Source organism: Paenarthrobacter sp. NPDC089714 (assembly GCF_044748905.1).
In the GTDB taxonomy this organism is placed as follows: Bacteria; Actinomycetota; Actinomycetes; order Actinomycetales; family Micrococcaceae; genus Arthrobacter.
Genome location: NZ_JBIVGX010000012.1, coordinates 23,614 through 41,914, shown reverse-complemented (window position 1 = coordinate 41,914; position 18,301 = coordinate 23,614). Strand labels below are relative to the sequence as shown.

At 64.8% G+C, this 18,301-nt stretch carries 16 protein-coding genes and 1 pseudogene; 5 read left to right on the top strand and 12 right to left on the bottom strand.

Features of this window, described 5'->3' with window-relative positions; all coding sequences use genetic code 11:
- The first annotated feature begins 89 nt into the window (after positions 1–89).
- Together ACIPY3_RS18005 and ACIPY3_RS18000 are read left to right on the top strand one after the other, a co-directional pair.
- Complete coding sequence (locus ACIPY3_RS18005; protein ID WP_400336354.1) at positions 90–2,369, top strand: SulP family inorganic anion transporter; 2,280 nt, start codon at positions 90–92, stop codon at positions 2,367–2,369.
- A gap of 183 nt (positions 2,370–2,552) precedes the next feature.
- The gene (locus tag ACIPY3_RS18000) at positions 2,553–3,158 is read left to right on the top strand and encodes a DUF1992 domain-containing protein (RefSeq protein ID WP_400336353.1); all 606 of its coding nucleotides are present in this window, start codon (positions 2,553–2,555) and stop codon (positions 3,156–3,158) included.
- Between the two features lie 127 nt (positions 3,159–3,285).
- Here ACIPY3_RS18000 and ACIPY3_RS17995 read toward each other — a convergent pair whose 3' ends face one another.
- The gene (locus ACIPY3_RS17995; RefSeq protein WP_400336352.1) at positions 3,286–4,632 is read right to left on the bottom strand and encodes an ammonium transporter; all 1,347 of its coding nucleotides are present in this window, start codon (positions 4,630–4,632) and stop codon (positions 3,286–3,288) included.
- Between the two features lie 175 nt (positions 4,633–4,807).
- Positions 4,808–6,070, bottom strand: coding sequence for an MFS transporter (locus ACIPY3_RS17990; RefSeq protein WP_400336350.1), 1,263 nt, complete (start codon positions 6,068–6,070; stop codon positions 4,808–4,810).
- Between the two features lie 144 nt (positions 6,071–6,214).
- Between ACIPY3_RS17990 and ACIPY3_RS17985 the strand changes: the two genes are divergently transcribed.
- On the top strand, positions 6,215–6,946 hold the full coding sequence (locus ACIPY3_RS17985) for a glutamine amidotransferase (protein ID WP_400336348.1): 732 nt from the start codon (positions 6,215–6,217) through the stop codon (positions 6,944–6,946).
- 81 nt (positions 6,947–7,027) lie between these two features.
- Here ACIPY3_RS17985 and ACIPY3_RS17980 read toward each other — a convergent pair whose 3' ends face one another.
- From ACIPY3_RS17980 to ACIPY3_RS17940, 9 genes and pseudogenes are all read right to left on the bottom strand, one after another.
- On the bottom strand, positions 7,028–9,223 hold the full coding sequence (locus ACIPY3_RS17980) for a transglycosylase domain-containing protein (protein ID WP_400336346.1): 2,196 nt from the start codon (positions 9,221–9,223) through the stop codon (positions 7,028–7,030).
- A 107-nt stretch (positions 9,224–9,330) separates the two neighbouring features.
- A complete protein-coding gene (locus ACIPY3_RS17975) occupies positions 9,331–9,804 on the bottom strand; it encodes a sensor histidine kinase (protein ID WP_400336344.1) in 474 nt (157 codons plus the stop codon).
- 212 nt (positions 9,805–10,016) lie between these two features.
- A complete protein-coding gene (locus tag ACIPY3_RS17970) occupies positions 10,017–11,564 on the bottom strand; it encodes a carbohydrate-binding domain-containing protein (RefSeq protein WP_400336342.1) in 1,548 nt (515 codons plus the stop codon).
- A 31-nt stretch (positions 11,565–11,595) separates the two neighbouring features.
- A complete protein-coding gene (locus tag ACIPY3_RS17965; RefSeq protein WP_400336340.1) occupies positions 11,596–12,384 on the bottom strand; it encodes a polyphosphate polymerase domain-containing protein in 789 nt (262 codons plus the stop codon).
- A 173-nt stretch (positions 12,385–12,557) separates the two neighbouring features.
- Positions 12,558–13,196: pseudogene (locus ACIPY3_RS17960) on the bottom strand (DUF4956 domain-containing protein); the annotation flags it as partial.
- Positions 13,193–14,416: a GtrA family protein gene (locus ACIPY3_RS17955; protein WP_400336338.1), complete on the bottom strand. Its 1,224-nt coding sequence runs from the start codon at positions 14,414–14,416 to the stop codon at positions 13,193–13,195. The pseudogene ACIPY3_RS17960 and the gene ACIPY3_RS17955, both read right to left, overlap by 4 nt.
- A 2-nt stretch (positions 14,417–14,418) precedes the next feature.
- Positions 14,419–15,384, bottom strand: a complete 966-nt coding sequence (locus ACIPY3_RS17950; RefSeq protein WP_400336336.1) for a phosphodiester glycosidase family protein — start codon at positions 15,382–15,384, stop codon at positions 14,419–14,421.
- Between the two features lie 124 nt (positions 15,385–15,508).
- Positions 15,509–16,093, bottom strand: a complete 585-nt coding sequence (locus ACIPY3_RS17945) for a DinB family protein (protein WP_400336335.1) — start codon at positions 16,091–16,093, stop codon at positions 15,509–15,511.
- 128 nt (positions 16,094–16,221) lie between these two features.
- A complete protein-coding gene (locus tag ACIPY3_RS17940; protein WP_397323355.1) occupies positions 16,222–16,581 on the bottom strand; it encodes a VOC family protein in 360 nt (119 codons plus the stop codon).
- Positions 16,582–16,632: 51 nt separating this feature from the next.
- On the opposite strand from ACIPY3_RS17940, the gene ACIPY3_RS17935 reads away from it, so the two are divergent.
- Positions 16,633–16,938, top strand: coding sequence for an MmcQ/YjbR family DNA-binding protein (locus ACIPY3_RS17935; RefSeq protein WP_400336333.1), 306 nt, complete (start codon positions 16,633–16,635; stop codon positions 16,936–16,938).
- A gap of 151 nt (positions 16,939–17,089) precedes the next feature.
- Positions 17,090–17,389, top strand: a complete 300-nt coding sequence (locus ACIPY3_RS17930; RefSeq protein WP_400336332.1) for a hypothetical protein — start codon at positions 17,090–17,092, stop codon at positions 17,387–17,389.
- 88 nt (positions 17,390–17,477) lie between these two features.
- Here the strand turns inward: ACIPY3_RS17930 and ACIPY3_RS17925 are convergent, their stop codons facing one another.
- The gene (locus ACIPY3_RS17925) at positions 17,478–18,290 is read right to left on the bottom strand and encodes a bifunctional allantoicase/(S)-ureidoglycine aminohydrolase (RefSeq protein WP_400336330.1); all 813 of its coding nucleotides are present in this window, start codon (positions 18,288–18,290) and stop codon (positions 17,478–17,480) included.
- Between the last annotated feature and the right edge of the window lie 11 nt (positions 18,291–18,301).

Here is an 18,301-nt window from a genome sequence, read left to right as displayed (position 1 = left end):
TTTTGTCAAATCTGTCACATCAGCTTGTCACTCAGCATGACAACTTTCCTACGCTGAAGGGGTCCACTTTCCGAGCCAAGGAGATTCCCATGCCGCAGGCATCCAAGACAGCAAACGACGCCCACAGCCCGCCCGGCGCCAAACCCGCCGCCAAACCCAGCTTCCTCAGCAACCTCGGCGCCGATTTTCCGGCGTCCCTGGTTGTCTTCCTCGTAGCACTCCCACTGTCCCTGGGAATCGCTGCCGCATCAGGTGCCCCCATCATGGCGGGCCTCATCGCAGCCGCCGTCGGTGGCATCGTCGCCGGAACGCTCGGCGGCTCCGTCCTTCAGGTGAGTGGCCCCGCGGCCGGCCTGACCGTCGTCGTCGCCGGTCTGGTTGCCGAGTTCGGCTGGCAGGTGACCTGCGCGATCACGGCGGCTTCCGGCGTCGTGCAGTTGCTCCTGGGCCTGAGCCGCGTTGGGCGGGCCGCGCTGGCAGTGTCGCCAGTGGTGGTCAAGGCAATGCTCGCGGGCATTGGGATCACCATCATCCTCCAGCAGATCCACGTGCTGCTCGGCGGCCAGGCCGCAGGGTCCGCCGTCGAAAACCTGGCGGGGCTGCCCGCCGCGATTACCGCCGTCGAACTGCACTCCGCGCTCCTGGGCCTGGCAGTGGTCGTCATTTTGCTTGGCTGGAAGTACCTCCCGGCCGCGGTGCGCAAGGTGCCTGGACCGCTGGCCGCCGTCGTGGCCGTGACCGCCGTGTCCGTTGCGGTGGCGCCCGGCGTGGAGCGGATCAGTTTCACCGGTTCCATTTTTGATGCCGTTGCGTTGCCAAGTCTCCCCGAAGGCAACTGGCGCGGGGCCGTCATGGCGGTCATTACCGTGGCCCTGATTGCGAGCATCGAGTCGCTGTTGTCCGCCGTCGCCGTGGACAAAATGCACACCGGCGCACGGACCAACCTCAACCGCGAATTGGTTGGCCAGGGTTCGGCCAACGTGGTGTCCGGTCTTTTGGGCGGCCTTCCGGTAACCGGCGTGATTGTCCGCAGCGCCACGAACGTCGAGGCAGGCGCCAGGAGCCGTTCCTCGGCGATCCTGCATGGCGTGTGGGTGCTCGTGTTCTCGGCGTTGTTCGCCGGCATGATCCAGCTGATCCCCTTGTCCGTGCTGGCCGGGCTCTTGTTGGTGATCGGCGCCAAGCTGGTCAAGATTGCCGACATCAAGACGAGCCTCCGCACCGGTGATCTCCTGGTCTACGCCGTGACGCTCGTGTGCGTGGTGGTACTGAACCTGCTGGAAGGCGTGATCATTGGCCTGGCACTCGCGGCGCTGTGCGTGCTGTGGCGGGTACTGCGAACACAGATCCACGCCCATGCCCCGGCCGCGCCGGCGACGCCGTGGCGTGTGACGATCGCCGGGTCCTGCAGCTTCTTCGCTTTGCCCCGGTTGAGCCGGGTTCTGGGTTCGGTGCCCGAGGGCGCCGACGTCGTGGTGGAGCTCAACGCCGACTACCTCGACCACGCCTTCCGTGAGACCTTGCTTGCCTGGCGGGCCCAGCACCGCAGCACGGGAGCTTCCGTCAGCATCGAGGAGCACGGCAGTACCACCTTCACTGATGCTGCGGACAACACGCCCCAGCGCCAGGACCTGCGGGAGTTCCCCTTGCCGCCGCGGGCGTCGTGGGAGCCTTCCGTGGCGGCTGGCACGGCGGACGACGACGGCGACCGGCACCCGCCGCTGCGGTCAATCCTCCTGGGCATCGACAAGTACCACCGCCGCCACGCAGACAAGGTCCGGCCCCTCGTCCAGGACCTCACCGATGGACAGAACCCGGACACCCTCTTTGTTGCGTGCGTGGATTCGCGTGTGAACCCGAACCTGATCACCAGCAGCGGCCCAGGTGACCTGCTGACGTTGCGAAACATCGGCAACGTGGTCTGCAGCGATGACCACGATGCCTCCATTGATTCCACGCTGACCTTTGCCGTGAAGGCCTTGTCAGTGGACTCGATCGTGGTGTGCGGGCACTCCAACTGCGGGGCCATGAAGGCGGTGCTGGCTGATGCCTCGGGGTCGGCCCCCGCCCTTGGCTCCGGGTTCGATGCCTGGCTGGAACACGCGCGGCCCAGCTACCGGGCGTTGGTGGACAACCACCCTGTGGCGTTGGCAGCCGAGGCCGCCGGGTTCAGCCGCCTCGACCAGCTCAGCATGGTCAACGTCGCCGTGCAGTTGGGGAAGCTCGAGCAACACCCCGTCACCGGCCCGGCCTTGGCTGCCGGACAACTCGAAGCCACGGGGTTGTTCTACGACATCTGCACGGCCCGGGTTGTCCTGGTGACACCCGAGGGGATTGAGCAACTGGATCCGAGCATGGCCGTTCGCTGATTTCGTGGTGAACCGTGTGCCGCCACCACCCACTTTCACCTCAGGAGCGCCCCGACACGCCGTCCCACGCGGCAGCTCGGGGCGTTCCGGTCCCAAAGTAGGTGGTGGCGGCACGGCTGTTTGGAGTCCGCACCTGTGGGGAATACTGGATAAGAGACCACGACTCCGGCTGCAGGACGATTCGTGAGAGGCGGTGGGCCCGTGGACCATGAAGGCAGCAAACGACGTCTGGAACGCGCCGCCGAACTCCGCGCCGGGCGATCCACCGGAGGCAACGCCCAGGAACGCGCAGAGCTCGACGCCGACGACGCCCTCCGCGAGAAACGGCGCAAGGTCAACGAGGCCGCCCGCGCCGACTATCTGGTCCGCGAAGCCATGGCCCAGGGTAAGTTCGACAACCTCAAATATGCCGGCAAACCCATCCCCGGACTCGGCAAAGGCTACGACCCCGACTGGTGGGTCAAAGGACTCATCCAGCGCGAGCAGATCAGTGGCCTGGGACCGCCGGCCATTCTGCTGCGCCTCGAGGACGCTGAACTGGAGTCAAAGCTGGACCAGTTCCTCATGGAGAAGCAGGTCCGCGAAACGCTCGAGGACTTCAACAAACGGGTGATCGAAGCCCGGCGCCAGTTGCAGGGCGGCCCGCCGGTGATCACCAAGCTTCGGGACGTGGAGTTGGAAGTACAGCGTTGGCGTGACCGGCGTGCCGCAGCCGCCCCGCCCGAAACCGGACCCGAACCGCCGTCGAAACGCAGTTGGTGGCAGCGCCTCTGGAACGGGCCCAACTAGGTCGCACTAGTGCGCGTTTTCAGCGGTCTAAACGCGCACAACTGCGACCTACTTGGGTGGGGACGGCGCAACAGCGGACGACGGCGGCACTCGCGTACCGCCGTCGTCCGCTGTTCCGTGGGGGAGACTAGGCGAAGCTGTCTTCCTTGGCCGAACCCGAGGCAGGCTCAGCGGCGGGACCAGCCGGCTCAGGCTTGCGCTTGATCAGCGAGGACAGGTGCGCCTGCTGCTGCCGGAAGTGCCCGTGGGGTGTGAGCCCGAATTCGTAGGCGGACTCTGCGTGCTGGGTGAGGTCCACGCCGGTGACCTCGTGCTCGTGGGTGACGCGGAAGCCGATGGTCTTGTGGATGGCCCGGCCGATCACCAAGGTGCCCAAGCCGGAGAGCAGGATGGTGACCAGCACTGCGACGATCTGCGCGATCAACTGCTGGGGGCCGCCGCCGTAGAGGAGGCCGCCGCCGACGCCGTCCTGCGGGAGTGCGATGAAGCCGAGCGACAAGGTGCCGATGACGCCGGCGCCGAAGTGCACCCCCACCACATCGAGGGAGTCGTCGAAGCCGAACTTGTACTTCAGGTCTACAAAAACGCAGCAGGCGGCACCGGCCACGAGGCCAAGGCACAGCGCGGCAAGCGGGCTGATGTTGGCACAGGACGGGGTGATGGCGACCAAGCCGGCCACGACGCCGGAGGCTGCACCCAGGGACGTGGGGTGACCGTGGCGGATCTTCTCCACGACGAGCCAGCTGAGCATGGCCGCGGCGGGAGTCACCAAGGTGTTGATCCAGATGAGGCCGGCCTGCTCGGCGGTGGTCGCGGCTCCGCCGTTGAAACCGAACCAGCCAAACCACAGGATGGCTGCGCCGATCATGATGAACGGGACGTTGTGCGGGCGGTGGTTGGGGTCCTTCGCGAATCCGTGACGCTTTCCCACGATCAATGCGAGGACAAAAGCTGCGGTTCCCGAGCTGACTTCAACCACTGCGCCACCGGCAAAGTCGATGACCTGGCCGAAGATGTCGGTGAGGGCGCCGCCAGCACTCATGAGGCCACCGCCCCAGATCATGTAGGCCAGGGGGCAGTAGACCACTGTGACCCAGATCGGGACGAACACGGCCCAGGCGCCGAACTTGGCACGATCGGCGATGGCCCCGCTGATGAGCGCCACGGTGATGATCGCGAACGTCGCGGCGAAGCCCGCCTTGATGAGATCCGGGGTGCCCACCAGGTCCTGGAGGCCGAAGTGTGCGAAGGGGTTGCCGAAGAGGCCCAGGATGCCGTCGCCGGTGGTCATCGAGTAGCCCCACAGGACCCACACCACACCGACGATGCCGGCGGAGATGAAGCTCATCATGATCATGTTCAGGGCCGCCTTGGCGCGGGTCATGCCACCGTAGAAGAGGCCGAGGCCCGGGGTCATGAAAAGCACCATTGCCGATGACAACATCAGCCAGACGTTTTGCGCAGAGATCTCCACCTGCGTTTCCCTTCTGATCAAGCCTGTCCGTGACGGGCCTGGAAATGTCGGCCCTCGCTACCCCCGGGTTCAATATTCGGTGAGCTATGTTTCCGACTCAGAAGAGCTAAGTTGCAGGAAAGTTACAGAAATCCGGCCTTCGTGAAGATCGCGTGACTGGCATGTTTCGGTGATGTTAACGGCGCTTCTCGCGGCCCCCGGCCGGGTATCCGCCGCGGCGGCTCGCCATGATGATCACCAGCGCGACGGCGGTGGGCAGCGCGGCCGCCAGCGGCACCAACTGCGCACCGAGCAGGGTGAGGGCCAGGGCTCCGTATCCTGCACCCACCGCGATGCCCACCTGGATGGTCACCACAGTGAGCCCATTGGCCGCGTCTTTGTGTTCGCCGCCCGCGCGGAGGATCGCCGCCTGGTTGTAGATACCCATGGCGCCGAAGGACACACCCCAGAGGACCATGAGGGCGAACATGCCAGCGGTCGAGGTGCCCAGTACGGGCAGCAGCGCGAACGCCAGCAAGAGAAGCCCGACGGCGGCAATCACCGAACGCCGTGGGTGGGAATCTGCGGTCAGGCCGGCGATCCAGATGCCCAGCAACCCGGAGACGCCCACCACGGACAGTGAGACTCCGGTGAGTGCCTCGGGCAGTCCCGATGCCAGGAGGAAGGGGGCCACATAGGTGAACAACGTGAAATGAGCGAGCAACAACAGCGGCCAGGCCGTGGCAACTGCGATGACGCCGGGCAGCTTGAGGGCAGCACGGATGGAGGGGGCTTTGTGGTTTCCGGGGTCATGCGCGGCAGGCAGCAGCCAGAACGCAAGGAATGCCAGCAGCACGCCCACTCCGGCAAGGACAATGAAGGAGGCCCGCCACGTCATGAGCGTCCCCATCAGGGTGCCGATCGGGGCGCCGACGGCCAAGGCGATGCTGGTGCCACTGAACACCACGGCCATGGACTTGCCCACGGAATGCGCCGGGACGATCCGCGCAACGTAGGGAGCCATGCTGGACCACAGCATGCCGTGGGCGATGCCGCCGAGCAAACGGGCAACTACCGCTACAGCCAGCGTCGGACTCAGTGCCAACAGGATGTTGCTGAGGGCAAAGACCAAGACGGTGCCGATGAGCAGGGTCTTGCGGGGAACCCTGCCGCCCAGAAGGCGCGATAAGGGCAGCGCAGTAAACACAATGATCGCTGCGTAGGCAGCGGTCAGCGAACCCACCGCCGATTCATCCACTCCAAGGTCGCGACTGATCTGCGGCAGGAGCCCCGAAGGCAGGAGTTCCGTGGTCACCGCCGTGAACCCGGCGGCCGCAAGCACCAACAAACCGCCCCACGGGATCTTGGTGGGGCGTTGGCTGGGTGCTGGATTCTGGGGCGTCACCTCGTTCGGTGACTTGTTGTGCTGGGATGTGACCACGGCGGGGTCCTGCGTCAAAGATGCTCCTTGGGGATGAATCACGTATTCGAGGCGTTAGCGTGAACAATTCCAACGCTACGCAATTTGTTCCCGCGCAGGGAGTGTCTGCCAGACCGACCCATTTACTTGGAATGTCGCGGCGTCCTCCCGCAGACTGGGGCTGTGAAGCCCTTCCTTTTGCTGGCGACCCGGGCCGAAGACGCCGCAGCCGACGACGAGTACCTGGCCTATCTGCGTTATTGCGGCCTCGAAGAATCTGAATTGGTCCGTGTGAGGCTGGAAGCAGGGCCAATGCCTGCCCTTAACTTGGGCCACTACTCCGGCGTGATCGTGGGAGGAAGCCCCTACACCTCCAGCGATCCTGTGGAGGAGAAGAGCCCGGCCCAACTACGGGTCGAAGCCGAACTTTCCGAGCTCCTGGACCGCATTGTTGAGCAGGACTTCCCCTTCCTGGGCGCCTGCTACGGGGTCGGCACGCTGGGTGTACATCAGGGCGCCACCATCGACCGACGATTTGGTGAACCTGTGGGACCTGCTGAGATCAAACTGACCGCCGAAGGTGAACGTGATCCGCTGCTCGCCGGGTTGCCGCACACCTTCGAAGCCTTCGTGGGGCACAAGGAGGCCTGCAGCAAACTCCCCGGCCACGCCGTCCTCCTGGCGAGTTCCGCCGCCTGCCCTGTGCACATGTTCCGCATCAAGAGCAACCTCTACGCCACCCAGTTCCACCCCGAACTCGACGTCGAGGGCCTGGTCACCCGGATCACCATCTACAAGGACGCAGGCTACTTCCCGCCACACCAGGCCGAGGAGCTCATCGAGACCGCCCGGCAGACCTCGATCACCGAACCCATGCGGGTCTTGAGGAACTTCACGGAACGCTACGCCCGCTAACCAACCCACGACGGCGGCAGGTCGCCGTCGTGGGTTAACCCGCCTGTCGATCGCAGCGGCTGTCGCTACGCCCGGGTGAGCTTACCGCCCCGTCAACCGGGGTACGGCGGGTGCCGTGGTGATGGGCGCGGGCGCCGGCGGGGGAGCCGGGGCATTGAAGGCGCCGCTGGGGTAGAGCGCCGTGGCCTCCATCATGTAATTGGCCCACTGCGGCCCGGCGATCATGTAGCCGTCCAAGGACTTGTAGAACTTCCCGTTGATGGTGACGCCCTGCCCCGCGCGCTGCTGGCCCGCCGAGGTGTCACCAAAGAACGAAGCCGTGGCCAAACGTGTGGTGTACCCGGCAACCCAGGTGGCGCCGTTGTTGTTGGACGTTCCTGTCTTGGCCGCTACCGGCACCTGGCTCTGCACCTTCGGGTTGATGTAGACGCCCGATCCCATCTTCAACACGTCCTGCAACACGGAGGTGACGCCCCGCGCCACGGCCGGCTTCACGGCATCGCGGCATTCGGTTTTTTGGGCGTCGTACTTGCGGCCTTGGGAATCGGTGATGTCGGAGATGGCGATGGGCTTGCAGTAGGTGCCGTCATTGGCGAAGGTGGCGTAGGCGGAAGCCAACACCACGGGCGCAACCCCGATGGAGCCCAACAGGTTGCCGATCTGGTGCATGTTCACGGGGGCGTTGTCGAGGCCGCTGTGCAGGCCCACGGTGTCCACCATGCGTTGGATGCCGCAGAAGTCCAGCTGGGCAGCCGTGGCGAAGGTGGCCGTGTTGATGGAGTTGTAGAGCCCGTAGTTGATGGGCATGGGACGGTAGTAGCCGGCGTCGTTGTTCTGCAGGTCATCGTCGGCGCCGAGGTTCTGGGCCTTCTGCGCTGAACTGTAACCGCCAAGGACGCGGCCGCAACTGTCACGCCACGGAAAGCCCACGGGGTACACCCTGCGTGAGGCATCCACAACGGCCGTGGGGTTTTTGCCCTCATTGAGCCACTCTGCATAGATGAAGGGCTTCATGGTGGAACCTGGCTGGAAGCCGCCCGCACCGTTGAGGTCGTAGCCGTTCTCGTCCTTGGCGTCCACGTTGAAGTTCAGCTGGGTATCGTACTTGCCCGGCTCTGGAACGAACACCGTGTTCTGGGCCATGGCCAGGATTCGCCCGGTCCCCGGCTCCACAGTGGTCATGGCCGCCCCCCACTTGTCCGGGTTGTCCCCGGCGGAGGCATCCACTTGGGCCTGGGCCGCGGCCTGCAAGCGGCTGTCCAGGGTGGTCTTGATGACGAGCCCGCCGCGGTAGAGGAGGCGCTCGCGGTCTGCCATGGTGGCGCCGTAGGCGTCGTTGTTCAGGATCAGGTGGGATACGTAGTCACAGAAGTAGGTGGCGATCACGGCCCCGGCGCAACCCTGCAGAGAGGGGGTGATCTTGAGTTCCACCGGCGTTGCCACGGCCGCGTCGTGGTCCGCCTGGTTGATCACGTGCTGTTCCAGCATCCGGTCCAGGACGATGTTGCGCCGTGCAATGGCTGCGTTGGGGTCAACCGTGGGGTCGTAGATGCTGGGTCCGTTGACCAGGCCCGCCAGCATGGCCGCTTGCGGCAGGTTGAGATCTTTCGCGGAAACGCTGAAGAAGTATCGTGAGGCAGCTTCGATCCCGTAGGCGTTGCGGTTGAAGAACACGATGTTGAGGTAGCCCTCGAGGATCTGGTCCTTGCTGAACCGCTTCTCCAATTCCAATGCCAGCTTGATTTCGCGGAGTTTGTCTCCCATGGTCTTCTGGCCGCTGAGCACCACGTCCTCCGGTCTGCCTTGCGAGAGCCGGGATTCGTTGAGGACGTTGGTGACGTACTGCTGGGTCAGCGTGGAGGCCCCTTGCCGGGTGCCTTTGGTGAGATTGGAGGTCAGCGCGCGCATGATGCCCTGCGCGTCCACGCCAGCGTGCTGGTAGAAGCGGTTGTCCTCAATGGCAACGATTGCCTGCCGGATGAACGGCGACATCTGGTCCAGTGGAACCTTGACGCGGTTCTCGGCGTAGAAGGTGGCGATGGGCGTCCCGTCGGAGGCCACCACGGTGCTGGACAGGGACGGGGAGTTGACGTCGAGTTGGCTGGGCAAGCTCTCGTAGAAACCGATGGACCCACCCACCGTGGTGCTGGTGAACGCAACCACCGGGACCACCAGCCCGGAGATCAACACGCCACAGAGGAAGCTGATGAAGAAGAACCCAAAGAGCCTGAACAGGAACCTGCCCAAACCGATGCGTTGACCCTTGTTCCGTGCCATTTTCCTGCCGTTCCGTCCGGATTCCTGGCTGAAAAGTAGCTACAGAATACGTCCGGTCCGGCCATCGATCCATGGTTGGGGTGGCCAAACAAGGTCCCAATAAGGACTCAATCCAGCGGCAGCGTCACGCTCACACTGGTGCCGCGCCCAAGTTCCGATGCGATGTCGACTGTCCCGCCGGCGTCGTGAACTGCAAGGGACATGAGCAGGAGGCCAAAGCCGTGACGCCGTCCGCTGGGGGCCGCGTGGATCTCGAAGCCAGTACCGTCGTCCGAGACCGTGAGTTGGATGCCGTGGTACACCGCGTTGAGCCGGATGGTGAGTTGGCTGGCATCGGCGTAGTTGAGGGTGTTGCTGAAAGTCTCCTGGGCCACGTGGTAGAGCAGTCCTGCGGAGGCCGAAGAGATCTCGATGCCGTGGTGGGGGATGTCCCAGTGGACCTCAACGCCCGAGCGCCGGAGTGGTTCGGCCAGCCGGTCGATGCATCCCGCCACACCCAGTGCGTGGAAATCCACGGGATGCTGGTCCTGGATGATGCCTTTCACGGCCCTCACATCCGTTGGAGCTTCTGCCTGTTCCATTTCTTCCCCCACGTCGTTGTGTCCTGCTGGTTATTCGTTGCCGAAACCCCCAGGTATGGGTGCTTCGCCTGAAACCAGAGTCACGCCGCAACATCAAGGAACAGGTCCGTTTGGCTCAATTTCCCATCAAGTTTGTGGGGCCCGACGGCGGCAGGTGCGTACCGCCGTCGGGCGCTGTTCTTCGTGCGCCCGGGGACGTATCTCCCTGAGACTTACCGCCGGCCTCCAGGGCCCTGAGCCTGGGTGTACTGCCCGGCGGTAACGGTCCCCATGGACTCGGCGCCGTCGATGGAACCTGTGGTCAGCCCGGCCTTGGCGTCAGCACTGCCTCCCGTGTACACCGTGTACGTCTGGCCGTCACTGATGGCGGAGGAGGAGTAGACCAGGGACGCGATGGTCTTGGTGGTCACGAACGTTGCCACCACCTTGCCGGAGGAATCCACAAGGTGGATCGGGGTCCCGGCCGCAACGGAGGAGTTGAACGTCAGCTGCACGCCGGACTGGGTGGACGTGGTTACCGGGGTCACGGCCATGCCCGCGCTGCCGGCCGCGGCAACCGTTCCACCAGTGACGGTGAGGTCTCCGTTCACGTCCAGCGCGCCGTTGCCGTCATTCGTGGGACCGTTCACCACGATGGTTCCGCCGGAGATGGTGGCGCTGCCGTTGGAGTCCAGGCCGTCGCCCTCGGAGTTGATGGTCAAGGTTCCACCGGAGACGTCCACGGTGTAGTCGCCGGCCTCCTGAGAGCCGCCGCCCGGTCCGCCCATGCCCGTATCAGCGGAAGTGGAGGACGAACCGCCCGCTGCGTTCACGCCGTCGTCGTTGGACGTGATGGTGGTGTCGCCGCCGGAGACCACAATGTGTTGGGCTTCCAGGCCCTCCTCGGATGTGGCCACCGTGACAGTCCCACCGGAAACAGTGAGTGTGTTGTACGCCTTGACGCCGTCGTCGCCGGCATTGACGGTCAACGATCCACCGCTCACCAGCAGCCAGCCGCGGCCTTCGTCCGTGTCGTTGTCCGATTTCACGCCATCGTCGCCCGCCGTCACGGTGTAGGTGCCATCCAGCAGGGCCGTGTAGTCCTTGCCGCGGATACCGTCGTCGGCGGCGTCCACGGTGACGTTCCCCGAGGCCAGGACCAATCCGTCCTTGGAGACGATGCCGTCCTTGTACTTTCCGTTGACGCTGAGCGAGCCGGGGCCGGCAATGGTCAGGTCGGCCATGGAATAGAGGGCGGCATTGGGTGCGTCGTCACCTTGGTCGGCGTACGTGGAAGCGTCCGTGAGCGTGTTGGTGGTGCCGTCCTGCAGATACACAATGGCCTCATCGGCGCTCTGGACCACGAAAGGCGAGCCGGTGGAGTTACCCAGCTCTACGCCGTCGAGAATAATCCGCACCGTATCCGAGTCACCGGCGGCCACCACGATCTTTCCGTCCGTCAGCGAGCCGCTCAGGCGGTAGGTCCCGGCGGCGCTGATGGTCACCGTGGTGCCGTCCACTGCCACCCCGCTGGTGTTTGACGACGTCACTTTGCTGCCGCCGTCGGACAGGGTGACTGCCACCTCGGAGGCGGTGTCCCACGTGAGGTCGTCGCTGTCGAAATGAGTGTCCTCCTCGATGGTGGCGGCGGTGACGACTTGCTGGGTTGAAGTGGTGGCCGTGGAGGTAGTGGTGCCTGTCGTCGTGGCGGACGAGCAGCCGGCCAGCGAAACAGCAAGGGCGACGGCGGCAACGGAAAGATAGGTACGGAGGGAGCGCATGGTGTGTTCCTAAGGGTGGGAGGGGTAGAGGTCAGTTGGCGGGCCGCAGGGGCAGGCGGCGTCGTAGGGTCTGGTTCCAGCGGTTGGCCGGCAGCTCGGGATGGAGGGCTGCCATGCCCGTGGCGAACTTGGAGATCCGGCAGGGGCGGACACCATGTGCCCACAAATGCCTGTCCAGCGGCCCGGGGGCTGAGCCGGACTTCGTCTCCACCACCACGGCGTTGTCCAGCACCCACGGTTGGCCGTCGGGACGCTGCCACGTGACATCGGTATCGATCGTCGCGCGGCTGCCCGAGTCCGGCAGGTACAGCGTGGTGCGGTGGTAGGCGGTGGACAGCACGGGCTCCATGGGGCCGAACTCCACGTCCCCGATCGCCGCGGCCAGGGTTTCGTTCACATAGGCCAGGCCTTCGTCGGTGAGCCGGTCACGGTCGCAGGGTTCGTAGGGAATCCGTTCCTTAACGGTGGCTTCGCGGGCTCCTTCGGTCTTGACTTCCAGGAAGCTCACGGCGCTGTCCACGTATGTTCGGGTACGGACCTTGAACCGCCGGCGCCTGCCATGAGCCGCCATCATGTAACTGTCCAGTTCCGGGGTGTCGAAGTAGACGGAGTCGTAGGCGAACGTCCGGCTGCCGTCCATCTCCAGCACTCGTGCCTCGGTGGTGAAGCCGGCGAAGATCCGGCGGGCGCTCGCCGAGGGGACCAGGTACTTGCGGTCCACCCGGGTCAGCAGCGCGGCTTCGGTTGTCAGTTCTTCAAGCCCGACGGCGGGAAGCTGGCTGAGGTGCGGAATGACGGGGGCTGCGTCGGGGCGGCTCATGCGACACCTGCCGAGGTGTGGCGCTCGGCTTGCTCCGCTTGCTGCGCGGTTTGCTGGTGGGGCTGTGCCTCTTGCTGGTGGGCCGGCGGTGTTTGCTGCTGGGAGTGCCAGGCTTGCTGCGCCGCCTGCTGGTGGGGCTGCGCCGCCTGTTGGGCTGCCTGTGCTGCAGAGCCCGGGAACACGGAGCCCGGAAGCTCCTGCGGTGCCGGGGCCAGTGCACCCGCGGGCCGGTCGAAGCCGAGCTGCGCGCTCGCCTGGACGGAGCGCCGTGCCCGGACTGCGTAGCGCACATCCACGATCGTCTTGTCATTGACCAGGTCCAGCTCCTGGATGGTGGCCGAGTGAACCGTGCCGTTGAGGACTTCCTCCAGCCGGGCATTGAGTTCAGTTTCATTGTTGATGGCCCGGTCCAGGACCACGGTTTGGTGGCGGTACGCGGGAAGGACGGCCGGGTTGTCGCCGATGAACATCACCAGCAGCACCAGGCCCATGAGGGACAACGTCAGCCACAGTGGCTCCACTCCGATACCGGCGATCAAACCCAAGGCCAGCGCCGAGAAGTAGTAGGCCACCTCGTGCTGGGCCAGTTCCGTGGACCTGAGCCGGATGATCGAGAGGACACCGAAGAGTCCCAGCCCCAGTCCAACGCCGGCCGCGGATCCGGAGAGGGCCGTGGCGACTGCCAGGACTCCCACGTTCATGCCGAGGTAGGAAACCACCAGGTCACGCCGCCGGTGCCGGCGCAGGTAGAGGGCCAAGGTGAGGATGGTGATGGCAATAAGGTCTGCTGCCATGAGGATGATGGTGTTCATCGGATTCTCCGGAATCTGTTGGTGGGCTGGTTTCCACGATTCCCGGTGCTGCTGTGCTGAAACTGTGCCGGGGCCAAGGCTGGGATATGACTTTCGACGTCGGCCCTGGGGCGTCCACGCGTAGGTCCCGTCTGCCCATACCCGGCCTCCGTAAGCACCTCCGCCGGATCTTCCCCCGAAGAGGCCCGCTGCGAAGCACGGACCCTGCCGGCGAACAGGAAGCGCTGCTGGACGGCATAGCTCACACCGAGGAGGGCCAGCTCCGTGGCGAGCTTCGCGGGCAGGTCGGGTACGGCCAGTGACGTCAGCGACCACATGATGGCGTAGTTGGCTGTGAGCAGGACGAGCACCAAGGCCACGTAGCCGGAGATCGCCGAACGCAGGGATTTCTCCTTGCCGTGTTCAAACACCAGATTGCGGTTCACCAGGAAATTCACGCCCGCGCTGACGGCCCTGGCACCAACCACAGCCAGCAGGAGGGAATCTGAGAGCGCCGTCAGCATCAGGAAGACGATGGTGTCCACCAGGAAGGCAGAGAACGACGAGCCCAGGAACTTCAGCAAAGGTGCATAGATCCTGACCGAGTCCGCTACGGGGCGGAAATGCGAGCCTGAGTTGTGGTCCAGGTACACCGTGGCGATCTCCACGGTATCAATGCCGTAGCCGGCCTGCTTGGCCTCGAGGAGCAAGTTGAGTTCGTACTCGTAGCGTTGCCCACGGACCGTCAACAGCCAAGGGATCATGTCCGCGCGGTACCCCCTCAACCCGGTCTGGGTATCGGGAATCCCTTGGCCCGTTGCGAGCTTGAACAGCCACCGCGTCACCGTATTGCCAAACTTGCTCCGCGCCGGAACATCGCCGCTGAAGGAGCGGCAGCCCAGCACCATCGAGGCCGTCACGCTCCGCACCCTGTCCGCTACAGCCAGGATGTCGGCCACTCCGTGCTGGCCGTCGCTGTCCGCGCAGACCACGTCATGGCCGGGGAACCTGTCCGCGATGAATGCGAAGCCGCTCTTGAGGGCGTGGCCCTTTCCGCCGTTTGCCGCATAACTGAGGACGTGGCACCCAAGCCGGGTGACGCCGTCGAACACGTCCTGGAAGGCGGGGCCGGAACCGTCGTCAACCACCACGATGGTGATCCACGGATCCGCGTCCCGAAGGTTGCTGACCAAGGAAATGAGCTGCTGGTCCGGCTGGTACGCCGGTATCAGGATGATCATGGCTACTGGGCGATGTAGAGGATGTCCGAGGTGCCGCGCTCTTTGTTCTCACCGAGCGGGTTGTTCACCAGGGATCCGTTGAAGTACATGGTGGAGGAGCCGCCGCCGTCGATGTTGTACGCGGTGGTGGCGCCGAGGTCCTTCATGATCTGGGCCAGGCCCGTCATGGTGACGCCGGCGGAATAGCCCGGGCTTCGGCCGTCCACCACCACGAACACCAAATGGTTCTCGTCGATCACACCCACAGCCGTGCGTGGTTGCTCGCCCTGGATGGAGTGGTTGCCGAAGTTGGTGTCCACCTCCACATCCTCGATGCCCGAGGCGATCTCGCCGTTGTCCAGCAACGACGGGCCGAAGGAGAGCGTGTTCCACACACCGTCGGCCACGAGTTGTTCGGCCGTGGTGGTGGTCTCGTCGTACACCTTCACGGTGCCGTCCTTGTAGAACGCCAGGCCCTGCCGTGCGCCCTCGTCCCGGTACACCACACCGTTCCGGATCACGATGCCCGTGTCCCGGAAGCCGTAGTAGTCGCCGTTGATGGCGAAGATCGCGTTGTTGTCGGCGGCTATGTCCGAGGTGTTCTCGGTGATGTTCTCGCCGAAAGTGTCCTGCGCGAAGGCCGACTTCAGTGTGGTGGCGTCGCTGAGGACGACGTCGGCAACGTAGTAGGTCACGGTGCTGTCGCCGCTGCCGGTGGTCACAGTGGAGATGGTGACGCCTGTGTCGCCTTGGGTGTAACTGTTGTCGGTGACAACGGCTGATTCGTTGGTTGTGTCCGAGGTGGTGGTTGTCCCGGCCTGGCTGGCCTCATAAGCGGAGACGTTGGTGATTTGGGCGTGTGGGATGACGAAGCGGTCCAGGGCCCATGCAGCCGCGCCTCCCGCAGAGAGAGTGACCGCCAGGACAGCGGAGACGACGGGGCGCCGGGTCCGGCTGCCCTTTCGGTGTTCGGTCTGTGGAGGAGTCATGCCTCCTTTTTACGGAGGCAGGCTACGCCGGAGGTTTGCTGGGCTTATGCGTGGGCTGTGAAGGGTGCCCCTTGGCTGTGAAGGGTTTGCCGGCAGTGTCCTGAGGCTGGTCCCGGCGCTGTTGTCAGCGCCTGCGGTCGGCCTGCAGCGCGGCCTCCTCGATCCGGTAGCGGTGGGCAGCGAGCTCTTCGGAGTTCCGCGGCGGGATGTTCGGATCGTTCGGTCGCTGGCCGGCCTGGCCGTCGATGAGTTCCCGGATGATGTCGGCGTGGCCTGCGTGCCGGGCGGTCTCCACACACATGTGCACCAGGATCTGGTGCAGGGTCACGTTCTTCTTTTCCTCGGACCACCACGGCACCACACCGGGTGCATCCAAGGGGAGGGACTCAATGGTTTCGTCGCTGTGCTGGGCGGAGAAGTGGTGCAACTCGATAATGCTCAGCATGCTTTCGTCGGCCGGAACCCACATATCGGCGTCGGGCTCGGCTGTGGCCTCGTACCACGGGAGTTCCCTCCCGTCGGGCCGCCCGAAGGTCTCTCCGAAGTACCCCAACTCCACGCTGGCCACGTGCTTCACCAAGCCCAGCAGGTTGGTCCCGGTGGGAGTCATGGGCCGGCGGGCGTCGTATTCGCTCAGGCCTTCCACTTTGCCGAGCAGGTCGGCCCGGCGTGTGCGGAGGTAGTTCAGCAACGTTGCTTTCTCATCCATGGGAGCACTCTACCGATTCCCTGCGGCGCCGTGTGGGACGCGACTTCGCTGGAAACCGGTCCTGTCGCACGGAAATTTGCATCGGTTTTCGCACCTCTCCCGCGACCCCGAAGTGCCCGACGGCGGTGCTACCGCGGCGCCCGGTCGATGACGCAGAAGCGGTTGCCGTCGGGATCTTCCAGAACCACGAAGTCGGGGTCTTCAGGGTACAGGTCCCAGTCGACGTGCCCGGCGCCAAGGGAGACAAGCCGTTCAATCTCGGCCGCCTGGTCATCCGCGTATAGGTCCAGGTGGATCCGGGGGTGTTCCTGGACAGGGGTTTCGCTGAACATCAGGGCGAGCTGCGCGCCTGGACCGGAGGCCGGCACCAGGATCACCCACGTGTCATCGCCGGGCTCGCGGGGTACGTAGCCCAGGGCCGCCTGCCAGAACTCCGTTGCACGGGCGAGGTCGTTGACGCCCAGGACTGTACTGCCGATGGTCAACATGTGCCCAGCGTAGTCCCTTGTTTGGGCGCTAAGTGGGTGCCACAGTGAACCATGGCCACCGAAGAGGACGTCCGGAAGATCTGCCTTGGCCTGCCAGGGGTTACCGAGCGACCCAGTTGGGGGCAACCCGCGTGGTTCGCCAAGACCCTCATGGCCCGGATCTGGGAGGACGGCGTGGTCACGGTCAAGACCGACGAACGCGAAGCCCTGGCAGCCATGGGACCGGACAAGTTCTTCTGGACTCCCCACCATGACCGTTCCCCGAACCTCGTCCTCGTGCACCTCACCAAGATCGACGTCGGTGAACTCGCCGAGCTGCTCCAAGAGTCGTACCGGATCGCCGGCGGCCCGAAGTAAACGTTTGACCCGCGCCTCCGTCCGTCCCGTTGGCCCGTGCCTCCGCAGTCGCTGGAAAACGACGAAATCGCCGGAAGGTTCCCTGCGAAGGGGCAGTGTTCCGGCGATTTCGGCGCTCCAGCGCGGAACGGGGCGGGCTAGGCTTGCACGCATGGGGGACAACAACTCACGTGGGGAACACAACTCACCGCAGCCTGCACGCAAAGTCCGTGCCGTCGTCGTGCCTTTGCTGGCGCTGATCGCCGTGATAGCCGGGCTGATCGTGGCGTGGAACGGGAAAGACGAACCCATTGGTTGGTTCGCCTACGCGCCCCTCAGCGATACGGTCTTTCAACCATCCGGCGGGGCATTCGTCAGCCAAGGAACGCAGATCGGCCTGCTCATCGCTGTGCTGGGCCTGCTTTCCCTGACGTTCTGGTCCGGCTTCACCCTTGGACGACGCCGCCGCTGAGCTGAGCTGCGCCGAAACCGCCCGAAAACGACGAAATCGCCGGAACGTTCCCTGCGAAAGGGCAGCGTTCCGGCGACTTCGGCGCAGACTAAGTCAGTTTCACCTGGCGGTTCATGTCCTTGTACAGCAGGTACCGGAACTCGCCCGGCCCACCCGCGTAGCAGGCCTGCGGGCAGAACGCGCGCAGCCACATGAAGTCGCCGGCCTCAACCTCAACCCAGTCGTTGTTGAGGAGGTACATGGCCTTGCCTTCAAGGACGTACAGGCCGTGTTCCATGACGTGGGTCTCAGGGAAGGGGATCACGCCGCCGGGCTGGAAAGTGACGATGTTGACCTGCATGTCGTGGGCCAGGTCGCTGGAATCCGTGAACCGCGTGGTCTTCCAGACGTCGTCGGTGTCCGGCATGGACGTGGGCTCAATGTCCTTCTCGTTGGTGACGAAGGACTTGGCCTCGTAGCCCTCGAGCCGCTCGTAGGCCTTGCGGATCCAGTGGTAGGACACGATGTCGTCGGAGACGTTCTCCACGCCCCACTCGGCACCGGCCGCGAGGTAGGCGTAGCCGCCCTCTTCGAGGTGGTGCAGTTCGCCGTCGAGGGTCAGGTTCAGCTTGCCCTTGGTCACGAAGACCACGCCTTCAACGCCGGACTCGAACTCGGCCTTCGGAGCGCCGCCGCCCGGAGCGATCTCCACGATCAGCTGCGAGAACGTGGTGGCGAAGCCGGAAATCGGACGCGCGATGATCCAAGAACGCGTGTTGGTGAAGCCCGGCAGGTTGCTCGTGACGATGTCCGTGAGGACGCCCTTGGGGATCACGGTGTAGGCCTCGGTGACGATGGCCCGTTCGGTGGTCAGGTGGGTCTGCGGCGGCAGCCCGCCCTGCGGGTAGTAGTAGTTGCCCATACGGTGCTCCT

Bases quoted from the DNA above. Each gene is read 5' to 3' on its own strand.
- ACIPY3_RS18005 (WP_400336354.1), top strand. From the start codon at position 90: ATGCCGCAGGCATCCAAGACAGCAAACGACGCCCACAGCCCGCCCGGC.
- ACIPY3_RS17935 (WP_400336333.1), top strand. From the start codon at position 16,633: ATGGCCACCGAAGAGGACGTCCGGAAGATCTGCCTTGGCCTGCCAGGG.
- ACIPY3_RS17980 (WP_400336346.1), bottom strand. From the start codon at position 9,223: ATGGCACGGAACAAGGGTCAACGCATCGGTTTGGGCAGGTTCCTGTTC.
- ACIPY3_RS17975 (WP_400336344.1), bottom strand. From the start codon at position 9,804: ATGGAACAGGCAGAAGCTCCAACGGATGTGAGGGCCGTGAAAGGCATC.
- ACIPY3_RS17930 (WP_400336332.1), top strand. From the start codon at position 17,090: ATGGGGGACAACAACTCACGTGGGGAACACAACTCACCGCAGCCTGCA.
- ACIPY3_RS17970 (WP_400336342.1), bottom strand. From the start codon at position 11,564: ATGCGCTCCCTCCGTACCTATCTTTCCGTTGCCGCCGTCGCCCTTGCT.
- ACIPY3_RS17950 (WP_400336336.1), bottom strand. From the start codon at position 15,384: ATGACTCCTCCACAGACCGAACACCGAAAGGGCAGCCGGACCCGGCGC.
- ACIPY3_RS17945 (WP_400336335.1), bottom strand. From the start codon at position 16,093: ATGGATGAGAAAGCAACGTTGCTGAACTACCTCCGCACACGCCGGGCC.
- ACIPY3_RS17925 (WP_400336330.1), bottom strand. From the start codon at position 18,290: ATGGGCAACTACTACTACCCGCAGGGCGGGCTGCCGCCGCAGACCCAC.
- ACIPY3_RS17965 (WP_400336340.1), bottom strand. From the start codon at position 12,384: ATGAGCCGCCCCGACGCAGCCCCCGTCATTCCGCACCTCAGCCAGCTT.
- ACIPY3_RS17940 (WP_397323355.1), bottom strand. From the start codon at position 16,581: ATGTTGACCATCGGCAGTACAGTCCTGGGCGTCAACGACCTCGCCCGT.
- ACIPY3_RS17955 (WP_400336338.1), bottom strand. From the start codon at position 14,416: ATGATCATCCTGATACCGGCGTACCAGCCGGACCAGCAGCTCATTTCC.